Raw genomic sequence first — 15,652 nt, forward strand, 5'->3', positions numbered from 1 at the left:
GCGGGGGGGTGCCCCCACGCCGCCCTTGGCCGGGGGGGGGGGCGGGCCCGGGGGGGGGGGGGCCCCGGGGGCCCCCGGGGGGGGCGGGGCCCCCTCGACTCCGTCGACGACTACCAGCGGCGGAAGTTGTGGCTGCTCAACGGCGCGCACAGCCTGCTCGCCTACGCCGCGCCGGGCCGCGGCCGGGCCACGGTGCGGGAGGCGATGGACGATCCCGTGCTCGCGGGGCTGATCGAGTCGTGGTGGGACACCGCCGCGCGGCACCTGCCGCTGCCCGCCGCGGAACTCGACGAGTACCGGGCCGCGCTGCGGCGGCGCTTCGCGGCACCGGGCGTCGAGCACCGGTTGCGGCAGATCGCGGTGGACGGTTCGCAGAAGATCCTGGCGCGCGTCCTGCCGGTGCTGCACCGCGAACGCGGCGCCGGTCGGCTGCCGGAGGCCGCGGTGGTGGTGCTCGCCGCGTGGATCGCCCACTTCCGCGGCGGTGACGTCCACGATCCGACGTCCGCGGACCTCGTACCGGCGGCGCGTTCCGGCGCCCGCGCGGTGCTCGCGGCCCTCGACGCGGACCTGGCCTCGGACGACGAGCTGATCGCGGCGATCGACGCCGAGGTCCCGGGCACCGCCGGCGACGAGCCCTAGCGGCGTGGGGGGGGGGGGCCGCCGCCCGCGACCCCGTGGCAAGTAGTGGCAACCGATTGCCGCGGATGTCCCGCCTCCCTAGCTTGAACGCACTCCGCACCGCCCGAGAGCCGCGCCGGCGGCGAACCCCCACAACGACGTGAGAGCCGGATTCCTCCGGCCAGGGAAGGGACACCACATGCACCCGTTGGACTGGGTGATCATCGCAGGGTACCTGCTGATCATGCTGGCGATCGGTGTCTGGGCGCATCGCCAGGTCGCCGACACCGCGGACTTCTTCACGGCGGGCGGCCGGATGCCGTGGTGGCTGGCCGGGATCTCGCACCACATGTCCGGCTACAGCGCCGTCGTGTTCGTCGCCTACGCCGGGGTCGCCTACGACCAGGGCATCGTGTCCTACGTCGTGTTCATGTTCCCGCTGGCCGTCGCCACCGGCATCGGGGCCTTCCTGTTCGCCCCCAAGTGGAACCGGCTGCGCACGCACTACCGCATCGCCTCCCCGCTGGAGTACCTCGCCCGGCGGTTCAACGTGCCGACCCAGCAGGTGCTGGCGTGGAGCGGTTCGCTGCTGAAGGTGTTCGACGTGGCGGCCAAGTGGTCGGCGATCGCGTTGCTGCTCAACGAGTTCGTCGGCATCCCGCTCGGCTGGGGCATCGTGATCACCGCGGCGGTGACGCTGGTGTACTGCACCGCGGGCGGGTTGTGGGCCGACGCGCTCACCGAGCTGGGGCAGTTCGTGATCCAGGGGGTCGCGGCGTTCGCGATGATCGGTGCGGTCGGCATCGCCTTGGCGGACCGGGGGTTCAGCTACGCGAACTTCTGGTCCGCGTTACCGGCGGGCCACACCTCGCCGACCACGAGCAGCTATCCGGCGTACTTCCTGCTGGTGTACGTGCTGGTGAAGACGTTCGAGTACAACGGCGGCATGTGGAACCTGGCGCAGCGCTACATCGCCACCCCCACCTCGGCGGCGGCGCGGCGCACGGCGCTGCTGTCCAGCGCGCTCTACCTGGTGTGGCCCGTCGTGCTGATGCTGCCGATGTTCGCGGCGCCGTTGCTGGTGCGGGTGGAGAACTCCGAGGACGTCTACGCCGAGATGGCCTTGCAGTTCCTGCCCGCCGGGCTGCTGGGGCTGGTGCTGGTCGGCGTCTTCTCGCACACGATGGCGATGGCCGCGTCCGACGCCACCGCGATCTCGGCGGTGATGACCCGCGACGTGCTGCCGCGGGTGTGGCGCCGTGCCGGGGAGTTCACCGACGAGCAGTTCCTGCGGGCGGGCCGGGTGCTCACGGTGGTGTTCGTGTTCCTCAGCGTGGTGCTCGCGTTGAACGCGGAGAACCTCGGCGGCGTGCTGGGCATCATCGTCGCCTGGGTGGGCGCGCTGATCGGGCCGATCTCGATCCCGATGATGCTGGGGATGCTGCGGCCGTTCCGGCACGTCGGGCCCACCGCCGCGCTGAGCTCCTGGGCGGGCGGACTGCTCACCTTCGCGCTCGCGAAGTACGCGTTGGGGCTGTCCGAGGCGATCACGGTGGTCTCGCCGGTGCTCGTGTCGTTGCTGCTGTTCGTGGCGGTCGGCGCCTGGTACCGGGATGCTCCGCCCGCGGCGGAGGAGATCGCCGAGGCGCTCACCCGCGATCCGGAGCCGGAGCCCGCCGCGACGTGAGCCCGCGGCGGCCGCGCGGGGTTCGGCGTTCGCGGCCGCTCGAACGCGGGTCACGGTTGCGATCGGGGCCGGGAGCGCGCGCCCCGCCCCGACACCGGTGCGAGCGCACCGATCGACAGCGACGCACCCACCCGGAGGAGCACCGGGCGACGGAGCCGTCCATCCGCGAGGCGGCCGGTGGCTCAGGCGGCGCCGGGGCCGGTCGCGCGGTGCGGGCGGCGGGTGCGGGCGCTGATCGTCTCGACGTGCCCGTCGGTGCCGGTGACGTGCGCGGGGCCGGTGACGGCGTCGCCGAGCGAGGTGCGCAGCGCCCGCGCGGCGAGCTGCCTGCGCACCGAGCGCGGCGAGAGCTCCGCCAGCAACCAGGCGATGGCGGGCGGCAGCACCCGCGGCAGCCGTTCCCGCGCGCAGTGCCCGGTGCCGGGCACCAGCCAGACCTCCGCCTCCGGCCGGTCGGCGAGCGCGATGGTGTCCCGCAGCGGCACGTACGGGTCGCCGGTGCCGTTGATCGCCAGCAGCGGGGCCGCGGACCGGGTGCTGAGCAGGCCCTGCCTGCGCAGCGAGAACTCCAGGGAGAACCGGTCGGCTTCGGCCCGCCCGGGCAGCTCGGCCAGGTGCAGCGCGTTGCCGACGGACCCGGCCATGCCGTGCGGCAGCCCGAGCACGTCGACGGCGGAGCCGCACGCCCCGATCGGCCCGCCGAGGTCGATGGCGGCGTCGACCCTGCCGGTGAGCGCGAGCTTCGCCGCCCAGTGCCCGCCGAAGCTCAGGCCGAGCACCGCGGTCTTCGCGCACCGGGTGCGGTCGGCGAGCTGCCGGGTGGTGCCCGCGAGCAGCAGGTCGGCGTCGGCGGCCAGCGGCACCCGGGATTCGCCGGTGCCGGGCATGTCGACGGCGGCGACGGTGAGCCCGCTGACCAGCGAGATGCGCAGCGCCATCCGGTGCAGTTCGACCTTCCAGGTGTCGACGCCGCCGCAGAGCAGCAGCAGCTGGTCGCTCACGCCGCGGCGCCGCCGGTAGACGTGCGCGGTGACGCGGGTGGACCGCTGCCGGTAGGGGACGTCGAGCTGGTAGCGCCGGAACGCGACGGGCAGGTTCGCGGTGGCGTGCCGGAAGCAGTCGAGCTGGCGGGCGTAGGCCTCCCGCCGGTCCGCGGTGGCGAGGCAGGGGAACCGGGCGGCGCCCCAGCAGGCGGCGGCGCGCGCCCAGTCCTGCTCGATCTCGGCGCGCCGGGCCTCCTCCGCCCAGACCGGGACCCAGCCGGTGCGGCCGCGCCCCCACACGTCGTCGACGCGGTGCCGGACGCGGGCGATCACCGCCGTCGGCACGCCCCAGCTCCGGAAGTTCCGAGCACGCTCGGTGAACAGGTCCGCTGGTTCCACGGGAAAGGTGAACATGGCCGCCTCCGTCGGCTCCGGGTGGGCTTGTCCGGTCCAGGAGGGTGGGTGGACCGGTGCCGCGAGCCTTGCTCCGATGGTCCCGCGCCAGGTGGGACCGTCCAAGCGCCGCGGCCGCACACTACCCGAAAGAACGTGCGCGAACGTGCGTCGATCTTGAAAACCCGCGCGTCCTCCCCCGTTCGAGAGCCCTTCCCGTCGCCAAGAATCGATTACGCAACGTTATGTAAGCACCGCAAAGCCGATCACCACCCCCATCTCTTTCCTGTCAGCGGCGAAGCCGCTGAGCCGCCGACCACCAGATCAACCGGACCACCCGCGGGTTCGCAGCGGCCGCCTCGCGAGGACGGCGTCTTCTCCTGTGGCGGAGCCACCGGTGAAAAAGATCCCGCAGCGAGGAGGCCGCTGAGGTTCCGTCACCCGCTCAGCAAGCAGCAGAAGGCGGATCAGCCTTCCGGGTAATGCCAGTTCGAGCCGGTGCCGCGGTACTGCTCCACCGGGATCGGCGCCACGTCCGGCGGCAGGTGGTCGCTGCACAGCACCCCGTAGAGGTGGTCCACCTCGTGCGCCACCAGCCGCGCCACGCCCCGCTCGAAGATCGTGATCCGGCGTTCCCCGGTGATGTCCTGGTGCTCCACGTGCACCACCGCCGGGCGCGGCACGAGGCAGCGCACGTCGAAGAAACTCAAGCACCCCTCGTACTGCTCGTCGCCCTGCTCGCCGGATTCGATGACGCGCGGGTTCAGCAACGTGATCAGGTCGTCGCTGCCGGGCGGGCGGACGATGGCCGCGGCCCGCTCGATGCCGATCTGCGGCGCCGCGATGCCCATGCCCTTGCCGAAGGTGTGCGCCTTCGAGATGCGCTGCGTCGCCGAGTGCAGCTCGTTGATCACGCGGCGGGCGTCCTCTGCCTCGGCAGGCAGCGTGAACGGCCGTGCCGAGCGGCGCAGCATCGGATCGCCCTCCTGCACGATGCCGAGCGCGGTCATGGTCTCGCTGGGTTTCGGCGGCCCGGACGGCGTGGTGGGGGAGTCGTTGCGGAAGTGCCACTCCAGCCGGTACCGCGCGTGCAGCGGCGGATCTTCGGTGGACCACGCGTAGATCGTGCGGCCCTGCTCGTGGCGGGTTTCGATCGCGGTGTGGAACGGCATGGATTCCGCGGTCATCGAGGTGTGCAGGCCCCACACCGCGGGGTCCAGCTCGGTGGGGAAGTTCAACGTCACCGATAACCGCGTCGTGGGCAGCCGCACGGCCCGCCGGAACCAGTGGCCCCACTTGTCGTCGCTGACGGTGTAGGTGTACTCGATCCACGCGCTTTCCCCGGGATACAGGGGAAATCGGCCCGAGTCGTTCGCGAAGAGCAGCCACACCTCCTTGAACGCGTCCCGGTCGTGCTGCACGCTCCAGCGCATCGGTTCCTGGCGCTTCTCCCCGTGCCAGGCCTGGAGGTCGATCTCCTCCCACGTCAGCGGATTGTCCCGGTACAGCCGGTTGGAGCGTTCGGGGTCGCCGGGGAACCGGTCCACCGAGACGCGGATCAGGTAGCGGGTGATCGGCTCGGTGCCGTTGTTGACCAGATGTCGCCGCATGGTGGCGCGGTAGGAACCGTTGACGTAGAACAGTTCCGCGTGATCGTGCTCGACCACCAGCCCGCCCGCGGGTTCGATGGCCGGGGCGGCGTGCTGGGGCGGGCTGGGCTTGCGCGGAGCGGGAACCGCGTTCTGCTCCCGCCAGGCGCGCCGCAGCGAGCCGCCTGCGTTCAACGCGCCGTCGGCGGCCTGCGCGAACTCGCGGGAGGCGTGCTCCCCGCCGCTCTCGACCTTCGACACGTACGACCGGCTGTAGCCCATCTCCCGGGCCAGCGCGGATCTGGAGAGGCCGCGAACGTCGCGCCAGCGCCGGAATTCGGCGACGAACGCGTCTTGTTCGGCTGCGGCGTCCAGGTCCGCTTTCGCCTGGCCGGTCATGGTCACCATCCCCATCGTGTCCGGCGTGCGTGTGCGTGAGCTCACCGTGAGCGAGCGCTCAGCCTACGCACACTCCCGGGGCGTGCGATCCCCTTGAGTCGAGGTTCTCCGACGGCGACGGCACGTTTCACACAGATGGCGGGTAGCTGAGCGAAAAATGTCCCCAGAAGTCTTCGCACGCACAACTATTTCGCGCCTTCCGGCCCCGTTCCCGCGGCGCGGACCCGAAGGATCTGATCATGTGAGCAGCCCCTTGGCGATCCACGGCGGTCCCCCCGTGGTGCGGACCGCAGGCCCGCAGATCTCCTGGCCGCCGGTGGACATCAACACCGCGGTCGCGGTCACCGCGCAGCTCTACAGCGCGGTGTCGCTGCCCGGCCGCACCGGGATCATCGCCGAACTGGAGGGGAAGCTGGCCGAGTTCTTCGGCGTGCGGCACGCGGTCGCCACCTCGTCCGGGACGGCCGCGCTGCACGCCGCGTACTCGGCGCTGGGGCTGGCCGAGGGCGACGAGGTGATCGTGCCCGCCTACACCGCGCACCCCACCGCGACGCCGCTGTTCCACCTGCGGGTCAAACCGGTCCTGGTCGACTGCGACGAGCTGGGCAACATCGATCCGCTGCAGGTGGAAGCGGCGATCACGCCGTTCACCAAGGCGATCGTGGCCACCCACCTGTGGGGCGTGCCCGCCCGGATCGAGGCGCTCGCGGAGATCGCCGAGCGGCGCGGGCTGCGGCTGGTGGAGGACGGCTCGCACGCGCACGGTGCCGCGGTCGGCGGGCGGCGCGTCGGCACCTTCGGGGACGTGGCGGCGTTCAGCATGGGCGGGTCGAAGCCGCTGTCGGCGGGGGAGGGCGGGTTCGTGCTCAACGACGTCGACGACCTGCACCACCGGGTGCTGCTGCACGGCCAGGACGGCGCCAGGTGCCGCGGCGAGATCCCCATCGACCACCCGCTGCGCCGCTACGTCGTCACCGGGACCGGGCTGGCGCAGCGGATCCACCCGCTGGCGGCGGCGCTCGCGCTGGGCCAGCTCGACGAGCTGGACCGCAGGCTCGGCGGGCGGCGGCAGCTGGCCGCGCACATGATCGCGGAGCTGCGCGGGTTGCCCGGCATCGGTGTGCCGGAGGTGCCGGCGCGGGTGGCGCCCGCCTGGTACGCGCTGGCGCTGGTCCACCGGCCGGAGGAGCTGGGCGGGCTGCCGGTGGACGCGCTCGTCGCCGCGCTGCGCGCCGAGGGCTGCCTGGAGGTGGACCACCCGCGGGCGCCGCGGCCGCTGAACGAGCACCCGCTGTTCGACGCGCCGAACCGGATGTTCCCGAACCTGCCGGAGGGGTGGCCGCGCTACCGCGCCGGGCAGTACCCGCGGGCCGAGCGCAGGCACCGCAACACCCTCACCGTCACCGTCCCGCACGACGACCCGGCCTTGGCGGAGGGCTACGTCCGCGCCTTCCGGAAGGTCGTCACCCACCACCGCACGCTGATCGAACCCACCTGATCGCCGGCGTCCGCTCCCGTGGCTCGGGCGCGGGCATTGCCCCGCCCCCACTTCCGCCGCGCAGCACCAGGTGGCGGAACCTCAGCGGTTCGCCCGCCCCGCGGCGGGACGGGACAGGCCGATCAGGGGAGCGTCCCGGTGCGGAGGTCGTCCAGGAGGGTGGACAGGAACGTCTCCTCCTCCACCGCGCGGGACGCGGTGGACATGAGCTCCGCCAGCTCCGGGTCCCACGGCGTCTCGACCGGGGTGCCGACGAGGTTCGGCAGGTCCAGCCGCTCCCGCGCGGCCCGGTCCACCGCGGCCCGGTAGTCGGCCGCCGACATGCGCCACAACCCCACCTGGCGCTCCGACCACAGCGAGCGGGCGACCGCGATGCCCGGCCAGTCGAAGTCCCCGTGGTGGCGCAGCAGCGCGCCGTCCGCCCGCAGCCGGTCCAGCAGCGCCAGCGCCACCGTCGACGGGGTGCCCGACACGCACACCAGCGGATGCCGGATCCCCGCCCGCACCGACGCCTCCACGAGCCGCGGCCGCTCGCACACCGCCACCACCGCGCCGGGTTCGACGAGCCGTTCCGGGGCGGCCGCCAGGTCGCGGTGGGTGAGGTGCGTGGGCAGGCCCAGCTCGGTGCGGCCGGTGATCGACCGGGACCAGGCGTCCGCGCCGCGCAGCGGCAGCGCCCAGCTCAGCACCGTGCCCGCCACGTCGTCCACGGTCACCCCGCAGCGCTCCCACAACGACCGGCGCTCCCGTTCGCCGGCGGGCGGGTCCACGTGGTGGGCGAGCGCGGCGGCGCGCAGCACGATGCGGCTCAGCGCGCCGCCGTCGTCGAGCTCGGTCGGCTCGTCCGGCGTGGCGAGGTCGGCGCGGGACACCCACACCGCCGGGGCCGCGCCCGGGTCCAGGGCGAGCGCGGCCAGCACCGACCCGGCCCGGTCGGTGAGCCGCGGCAGCTCGGCCTCGGCGACGCGGCCGTACTGGTGCAGCCAGCGCGCCCACGCCTCCGCCCACGGCGAGCGGTCCAGGCCGTGCGCGGCGAGGGCCGCGCGCGCCTGCGCGATCGCGGCGGATTCCGGTGCCGGCGCACCGGAACCGGCGGTGGCGACGGGCTCGCCGTGCAGCACCTCCAGCACCTGCGCCAGCCCGAGCCCGAACCGGCCGTCGGCGCGCAGCACCTGGTCCAGCTTCGCCACCATGATCCGGGAGTGCCCGAGGTACAGCTCCCGGCCGTAGATCTCGCTGACCGCGGCGCGGGTCGTCTCGTCGGGCAGCGCGACGGAGAACCGGTCCGGCCGCTTCGCCGATTCCAGCGCTTCCCGGGCCTGCGCCCAGAACTCGCGCAGCACCGCACCGCCCCACGCGGCGCGGACCTGCTCGCGGACCCGCGCGGACACCTCAGCCATCAGTGCGCTCCATGTCCCGACCGTCCCACGTCGTGTGGGTGCAGGCGATGCCGTGCCCGCTGCGCGGCCGCAGCACGTCGTAGATGTGCATCTTCGGGATCTTCGGCGACACGCCCCACCCGCTGGGCCAGGTGATCAGCCAGTCCATGTCCAGGTCCACCAGCAGCCCCAGCATCCGCGCGATCGTCGGATCGTCCAGCCGCTCGAACGCCTCGTCCAGCAGCACCAGCCGCAGCGGCCCGCGCCCGCCGGAGGACACGCTCACCGCGTCGTAGAACGCGGCGGCCGCGGCGAACAGCGTCACGTAGGAGATCAGCCGCGTCTCGCCGGAGGACAGCTGCCGCAACCGGCGCACCCGCGGCTTGCCCTCGGGGCCGGTGTCGCGGACGCGCACGGTGAACGCGAACCAGGAGCGGTAGTCCAGCGCCCGGGACAGGATCTCCGCGTAGCCGCCGGAGGCGCTGTCCCGCTCGGCCTCGATGAGGTCGGTGAACACCTTGCGCAGCAACGAGTCCTGGTCGTCGCTGCGGTCGGCGAACGGGGTGCGCACCAGGTCGACGGCCTGCTTGATGTCGTCGCCCAGCGACGGCGCCGGTTCCCACTCCAGCTGGACGTGCACGCCCTGGCTGGAGCGGGCGCCGTCGAGGACCTCGTTCATCCGCTTGCACAGGTCCTCGGCCACCGTCACCTGGCCGCGCAGGCGTTCGGCGAGGTCGCGGATCAGGTAGTCGGCGAAGATCGACCGGTAGCGCTCGTTGAGGAACCCGCGCTGCTCGGCGAGGCGTTCGGCGACGCGGCGGGCGGCGTCCGCGACCGGCTGCGGCCCCTCCTCGCCGGTGACGGTGACGGTGAGCAGGCCCTGCTGGTCGCCCGCGGTGATGTCGTAGCCGCCGCTGAGCGACTGCTGCAACGCCTGGAACCGGTTGAGCACGGCCGTTTCGCCCGCGGTCTTGCGGTCGCCGGCCGCGGCGAGCAGCTCGGCGGCCTCCGCCGGGTCGGCGGGCGGTTCCGCGTTCCGGTCCGCGTCGTCCTCGGCGGGCACCACCTCGGCCGCGGCCCACGCGCCCGGCACCCGCAGCGCGGCGGTGAACGCGGTGGACGCGGCCTCGGCGTCGGCTTCGCGGCCGGCGAGCTGGGCGTGCTTGGTCTCCTGCTGGGTCTCCAGCCGCACCACCTGCTCGCGGGCGGTGCTGATCCGCTCCCGCGCGGCGGGCAGGTCCTCGCGCAGCCGGGCGCGTTCCCGCTCCAGCTCGCCGACCTTCCCGGAGATCTCCTGCGCCTGCCCGCCGACGGCGTCGTTGAGCTCGGTGAGCCCGGCGGCCTGCTCGGTGTGCTCGGCGCAGCGCTGCTCGGCCTGCGATTCGGCTTCCATCCGGTCGGCGACCGCGGCGTCGTGGTGCAGCGCGATGTCGCGCAGGTCCGCCAGCGTCGCCAGGCAGCGCGATTCGAGCACCTCGTGCAGCGCGTCGATGGCAGTGCGGGCCTCGGTCGCGGCCCGGTTGGCCTGCTCCAGCGCCTGCGTCTCCGGCGGCAGGTCCGCTTCGCCCGCGGCGCGCACCAGTTCGGCGCGGGTCGCCTGCCAGCGCTGGTCGGTCTCGTCGAGTTCGCCGCGGGCCTGCTTGGCGTGCCGGTCGGCGTCCTCGGCGGCGTCGGTGGCGGTGGCGACCTGGGCGTGCGCGGTCACCAGGTCGGCGTCGTCGGGGAAGGATTCGAGGTGGCGTTCGAGCGCGTCGCCGTGCTCGGTGGCCTCGCGGTGCCGCTTCTCCACGTCACCGATCTGCTCGCGCAGCGCGGCCAGCTGCTCCTCCAGTTCGGCGATGCGCCGGGCCCGGGACCGCTCGCGGGCCCCCGCGCCGACGTACTCGGCGGATTCCTTGTGCCACGCACCCGAGAGCACCCCGGCGCGCCAGCGGCCCGAGGTGTCCACCGACAGCCCCGCCGCGTCCACTGTGGACACGGAGGCGAGCAGTGCGGCGACCTGCTCCGCGGGCACCGGGCAACCCGGCTCCGGCGCGGGCACCAGCAGCTCCGCCAGCGTCCCGGCCGAACCCGGCTCACCCGGCACCGCCAGCACGTCCTCGAAACCGGCGACGGTGCCCCGCGCGGACACCCACGCGTTGAGCAGGCCGGACGCCTGCAGCGCGGCCTCCAGCCCGGCGCGCTGCGCGTCGTCGAGGGACGGCTGGAAGTCCACCAGCCGGTAGAACGCGCGCCCGTCCTGCTCGGCGCGCTCCGCGGCCGCCCAGTCCGGGCGGGCCGGGGTGCGCTCGACCCCGGAGCGCAGTTCGGCGAGCTCCTGCTCCCCGGTGCGGACCTGGGCGCGCACCTCGCCGAGTTCCCGCTCCACCGCGGAGATCCGCTGCCGCGCCTCCTGCAGCCGCGGCCGCGCCCACTGCCGCGCGCGTTCCTGCGCGGCGCGCGCCGCGGACCGGTCCGCCAGCAGCCGTTCCTGCGCGGGCGGCTCCGGCACCGGATCGTCCACGATGGACTCCGGATGCTCGGATCCCCAGCGCTGCGCCCGGTTCCGCCAGTCCGCCGCCGCCTCCTGCAGCCGCTGCTGCGCCTGGTTGCGCCTGCCGACGGACTCGGTGGCGATCAGCTGCGCCTGCCGAGCCTGCTGCTGCAGCTTGCCGACCTGCTCGCGTTGCCGGTCCAGCTCCACCGCCTGCTGGTGCAAGGTCAACGTCCACGCCCCGCGGCGCTGCGCCTCCGCGCTCGCCTTCGCGGACCGGTCGGCGACGGTGCGGAACCGGCGCGCCAGGTCGTCGGTGTCCACCTCGGGTGCGCTGCGCCGGTCCACTTCCAGCGGCTCCGCGTCCGGTTCCGGCGCGGCCCGCACCCGTTCCGGCACGCTGATCGGTTCCGCCTTCGGCACCTCCGGCGGGCGCGGCACCAGGTTCCCGTCCAGACCGGCCGCGGCCAGCTGCCGGTTCGCGCGCTGCGCCGCCTGCTCCGCGGATTCCGCGTCGCCCACCAGCCTGCGCAGCGTGCCCAGCACCGACTCCGCCGACCGCTCCTCCTGCGCGCGGTGCCGGGCCGCGGTCTCCAGCGCCGCGACCGCCGCCGACCGCGCGCCCTCCACGACGCGTTCGCGGTCCCGCAGGTTCTGCAGCTCCGCGTACGCCGGGTGCGAGCGCAGCGCCTCGATGCTCGACTCCAGCGTGCCCTCGCGCTGCTCCAGCTCGGCGACGGTGCGCTGCGCGGTGTCCCGCTCCTCGCGGTGCGCGGTGACCTGGCGGTCCAGCTTCGCGAGCTCCTTGCGCAGCACCGCCAGCCGGTCCTGCGCCGAGCGCATCGACTCGGCGCGCTCCCGCAGCGCCCCCAGCGCATAACCCGAGTAGGTGGACAGGAACGCCCCGAGCGCCTTGTCGGCGCCGGTGAGCCGGACGATGTTCTCCCGGATCGACTCCAGGTCGTCGAACGAGCTCGCCAGCCGCTCGATCAGCGCCGGTTCCAGCGGGGGCAGCGCGTCGGACAGGATCTGCTCCAGCTGCCCCTCCAGCACCTTCAGCCCCACGTCCGGGTTCCGCAGCGTGCGCTGCAGGTGCAGCAGGTCGCCGTAGCGCGCCGCGGGCACCCCGTAGACCTGCGCGGCGATCTTCGCGCGGAAGCCCTGGTCGTCGAGCACGCAGTCCGCGCCCAGCAGGTCCCGCAGCTGCGCGGGACCCAGCGGCACCCGCTCCGGGCCCACCAGGTGCAGGTTGATCCCCACCCGCCGCGAGGTGACGAACCGCCACGAGTCGCTGACCGCCTGCGAGGTCTTCGAGGCCTTCACCCCGACCCCGCAGGTCAGGAACTCCTCGCCGCCGTCGGGGGAATCGCGGCGCAGCTCCACCCACGCGTAGCCGATCCGGTTCGGCCCGCCCGGGTACTCGTCCAGCATCAGCCGCCGGATGCTGACCGTGTCGAAGCCCTTCGAACCCAGCTGCCGCAGGTCCCCGTCCAGGCACAGCGGCAGCAGCAGCTCCAGCGTCCGGGACTTCCCGGAACCGTTGGTGCCCTGGAAGATCGCGCGCCCGCCGGAGAGGTCGAAGGTGTGCTCGGCGTACTGCCAGATGTTCACGATGCCGCCGCGGTGCAGCCGCCAGCGGTGCACCGGACCCGCGGAGAGCGTCGCGTCGCCCGGGCGGGGGGCGGTGGCGTCCACCGCTGCGGTCGCGTCGTCGGGGCTCACCGTGCACCGTCCTCTTCCAGGTCGTCGAACAGGGACAGGCCCGGCGGTTCCGGGGCCGGCGGGGGTTCCGGTTCCCGGCCGGGCGCGGGCGTCGCGTCGGGCTCCGGCAGCCACCGGTGCGCGGCCGGGCTCAGCCACCAGGTGAGCCCGCCATGATCCTCCCCGGTGGTGGCGGTGCCGTCGGCGGCCTCGCCGCGCAGCACGCCGAGGCGGCGCAGCAGGTCGGCGACCGAGCGGACCAGTTCCGCCGGTTCCTCGGTGGCCTGGCGGGACCACGCGGCCGGGTAGGACTCGACCAGGTCCGCGCACACCTCGGCGAGCTGGTCCCGGGTCACCGGGTGCCTGCCGTCGGACTCGCGGGGTTCGCCGAGCTCCAGCAGCCGCGGCAGCGCCAGCAGCGCCACCCGGGCGACCGTGCCGGTGCCGGGGAACGGGGTGTCGGTCAGGTAGTCCTCGGGGTCGCTGACCACGACGCCCTCGGAGCGGACCTCGGTGACCAGGCCGAAGAACCGCTCCAGCAGCCGGGATTCCACGCCGAAGTTCTTCAGCAGCCAGTCCCGCTGCTCGGCGGGCAGGTCGGCGTAGAGCACCACCGGGTCCTCCACCAGCCGCCGCCGCACCACGTGCTCGACGCTGCGCGGCCCGGCCTGCGCCGCGGCCGCCACCAGCTCGGCCGGGCCGTCCGCGGTCCCGATCGGGCCCGCGGGCAGCTGACCCAGCAGGTCGGTGTCGATGGTGATCAGCGCTTCGGCCGTGGAGTCGGTCGCGGTCACGGTGCCCTCGGTCTCGCTGATCACGCCGAGCGCCACCAGGTGCCGCAGCGCCGCGGTCAGCGCCCGCCGGTCCGCCGGGTCGTCCACCACCGGCACGCCCGCCTCCACCGCGGCGGCGCGCACGTCGGTGACCAGCCGGGACAGCAGCACCTGCCGCCCGATGCCGGTGAGGGTGGCCAGCGTCAGCGCCAGGTAGGCGTAGCCGCGCGGCGTCAGCGAGGGCTCGCCGCGGGTGGCGTCCGCGCCCGGCCCGGACTTGTAGAGCCGCGCGAACCGGCGCTCCACCACCAGCCGGTAGCCCAGCAGCGCCGAGAACACCTCGTGCAGCGCCGCCCGCTGCCGGTAGATCATCGGCAGCAGGTCGCCGTCCGGGGTGCCCTCCCGCAGCAGCGGGCGGCGCAGCAGCGCCCGGGCGCAGCGCACCACGTTCGAGGCGTCGATGGACGACAGCTCGTCGAAGGACCTCGTCGCCGCCGTCATCGGGTCGCCTCCGCCGGGATCGCGCCGTCGCCGCGCACGTCGAGCACGGCGTCGTTGAGGGTCAGCGCGCCCGCGCTGCTGCGGATGCGGGTGTGCGTGCCCGGTTCGGGCCGCACCGTGACCCGCAGCCGGTGCACCGGGTCGAGCGCGGTGCCCGGGTCGTGGGCGCTGTCGCGCTGCGCCATCGCCAGCGTCAGCAGCTCGCACAGCACGTCCAGCGCCTCCCCGGACAGCCGCGTCTCGGCGAGCGACCCGCCCGCCGCGGCGAGTTCGGCGACGGCCCGGCCGCGCCGCGCGTCCTCCTCGCGGGCTTCCGCGAGCAGCGTCTCCTCGGTCATCGGGTCGTCCAGCACCCGCGAGGTGCGGCCGCGCGCTCCGCGATCACCGCGGCTGCGCACGCTCACCACCACGTCCTGCACCGGGCCGTCCCGCCACGGCACGTCGTGGTTGTCGCTGTCGTAGTCCGGGGCGGGCAGCAGGTGCCGCGCCGAGTGCAGCCCGAACGCGGCCGCGTACAGCCGGTGCGCCTCGTGCGGTTCGGCCTCGTCGAACCAGCGGGCCAGCTTCAGCAGCTCCCCGCGGCGGCCCGGCAGCAGCCCGCCGCCGGAGGTCGCGCGCTTCACGCTCGCCAGCAGCGAACCGATGGCGCGCGCCGTCGCCTCGCGCAGCGCCGCGACCTGGCTGGGGCGGCCGGGCGCGTCCACGAACCAGTCGGTGAGCTCCTGCCAGTCCGCGGCGGTCCGCCCGCGCGCCCGCTCCACGTCGGTGCCCAGCTGGTCGGCCGGGCCCAGCAGCCGCAGCAGCTCGCCGCGCGCCCCGGCCAGACCGGCCAGCGAGCCCGCGATCGTCTCGGTGTGCCGCAGCACGTCCTCCACGACCATCTGGATGTACTCGACCAGCAGGTTCCGGAACCCGGAGATCTCGTCCGGCGCCAGGTGGTGGCGGGTGACGATCTCGCCGAGGTAGGCGTAGAAGTCGCGGACCGTGGCGGCGAGCTCGGCGTGCTGCAGGAACACGGTGGTGACGTGCTCGGCGAGCCGTTCCCTGGTCTGCCGGGCGCGCTTCGAGCCCGGTTCGCGGTGCTCGGCGGTGAGCGCGGCGGACAGCGCCGACCCGATCTCGCCGAGGCCGCGCTCGATGGCGGGCAGCAGCTCGCGGGACACCTCGCGGGCGCCCTCGGGGACCCGCAGCAGCGCGTCGATGTCCCGCTGCACCCGGACGGCGAGCTTGCTGACCTGGTAGCGGACGCTGCCGTGCTGGAACTCGGCGATGCTGGCCGCGATCGTCTCCCGGCGGCCCAGCACCAGGTTCCCCCAGCTGCGCAGCTGCTTGAGCCGCTCCACCACGGTGTCCACATCGGACTCGCCAGGGTCGATGCGGCCTTCGCGCTCGGCGGCGGCCAGCGCGGCGGTCACCTCGCCGATCGACAGGTCGGCGAGCAGCGTCGAGGTGAACAACCGCATGATCGCCAGGTAGGTGCGGTGCTCGCGCGCGCTCAGGTAGGCGAACAGCCGCAACCGCTGCTGGTCCGCCCGAACGTCGTCCGGTGCCTGCGCGGGGGCGGCGGAGTCGGCTTCGGTTCCCGCCACCCCCGCGCGCAGCACGTCAGCTTCGTGATCCGGGGCCGTCACGGTCGGCCACGATAACCCGTGGTG

Annotated in this window: 8 protein-coding genes and 1 pseudogene; 3 read left to right on the plus strand and 6 right to left on the minus strand. The window is 74.2% G+C overall.

All coding sequences use genetic code 11. From position 1 onward, the window contains the following. Nucleotides 1-642, plus strand: a pseudogene (locus LCD31_RS04385) (hypothetical protein); the annotation flags it as partial. A gap of 178 nt (nt 643-820) precedes the next feature. Continuing rightward, the gene (locus LCD31_RS04390; RefSeq protein ID WP_224956146.1) at nt 821-2,308 is read left to right on the plus strand and encodes a sodium:solute symporter family protein; all 1,488 of its coding nucleotides are present in this window, start codon (nt 821-823) and stop codon (nt 2,306-2,308) included. A gap of 182 nt (nt 2,309-2,490) precedes the next feature. Here the strand turns inward: LCD31_RS04390 and LCD31_RS04395 are convergent, their stop codons facing one another. Next, entirely contained in the window at nt 2,491-3,705 is a 1,215-nt protein-coding gene (locus LCD31_RS04395; RefSeq protein ID WP_224956147.1) for an alpha/beta hydrolase, read from the minus strand. Between the two features lie 446 nt (nt 3,706-4,151). Continuing rightward, the gene (locus LCD31_RS04400; protein ID WP_224956187.1) at nt 4,152-5,672 is read right to left on the minus strand and encodes a peptide deformylase; all 1,521 of its coding nucleotides are present in this window, start codon (nt 5,670-5,672) and stop codon (nt 4,152-4,154) included. A gap of 241 nt (nt 5,673-5,913) precedes the next feature. Between LCD31_RS04400 and LCD31_RS04405 the strand changes: the two genes are divergently transcribed. After that, entirely contained in the window at nt 5,914-7,170 is a 1,257-nt protein-coding gene (locus LCD31_RS04405; protein ID WP_224956148.1) for an aminotransferase class I/II-fold pyridoxal phosphate-dependent enzyme, read from the plus strand. A 122-nt stretch (nt 7,171-7,292) separates the two neighbouring features. Here LCD31_RS04405 and LCD31_RS04410 read toward each other — a convergent pair whose 3' ends face one another. From LCD31_RS04410 to LCD31_RS04425, 4 genes are read right to left on the minus strand one after another with little or no spacing between them, the layout of a single operon-like run. Beyond that, nucleotides 7,293-8,570 carry a DUF2399 domain-containing protein gene (locus LCD31_RS04410; RefSeq protein ID WP_224956149.1) on the minus strand — a complete coding sequence of 426 codons (1,278 nt, stop codon included), beginning with the start codon at nt 8,568-8,570 and terminating at the stop codon, nt 7,293-7,295. Then, entirely contained in the window at nt 8,563-12,744 is a 4,182-nt protein-coding gene (locus LCD31_RS04415) for a TIGR02680 family protein (protein WP_224956150.1), read from the minus strand. Before LCD31_RS04415 ends, LCD31_RS04410 begins: the two co-directional genes overlap by 8 nt. Beyond that, nucleotides 12,741-13,997, minus strand: coding sequence for a TIGR02678 family protein (locus tag LCD31_RS04420; RefSeq protein ID WP_224956151.1), 1,257 nt, complete (start codon nt 13,995-13,997; stop codon nt 12,741-12,743). The genes LCD31_RS04415 and LCD31_RS04420 overlap by 4 nt, the downstream gene beginning before the upstream one ends. Next, nucleotides 13,994-15,628, minus strand: coding sequence for a TIGR02677 family protein (locus tag LCD31_RS04425; protein WP_224956152.1), 1,635 nt, complete (start codon nt 15,626-15,628; stop codon nt 13,994-13,996). The genes LCD31_RS04420 and LCD31_RS04425 overlap by 4 nt, the downstream gene beginning before the upstream one ends. Between the last annotated feature and the right edge of the window lie 24 nt (nt 15,629-15,652).

Source organism: Saccharopolyspora sp. 6M (assembly GCF_020176775.1).
GTDB lineage: Bacteria > Actinomycetota > Actinomycetes > Mycobacteriales > Pseudonocardiaceae > Saccharopolyspora_C > Saccharopolyspora_C gregorii.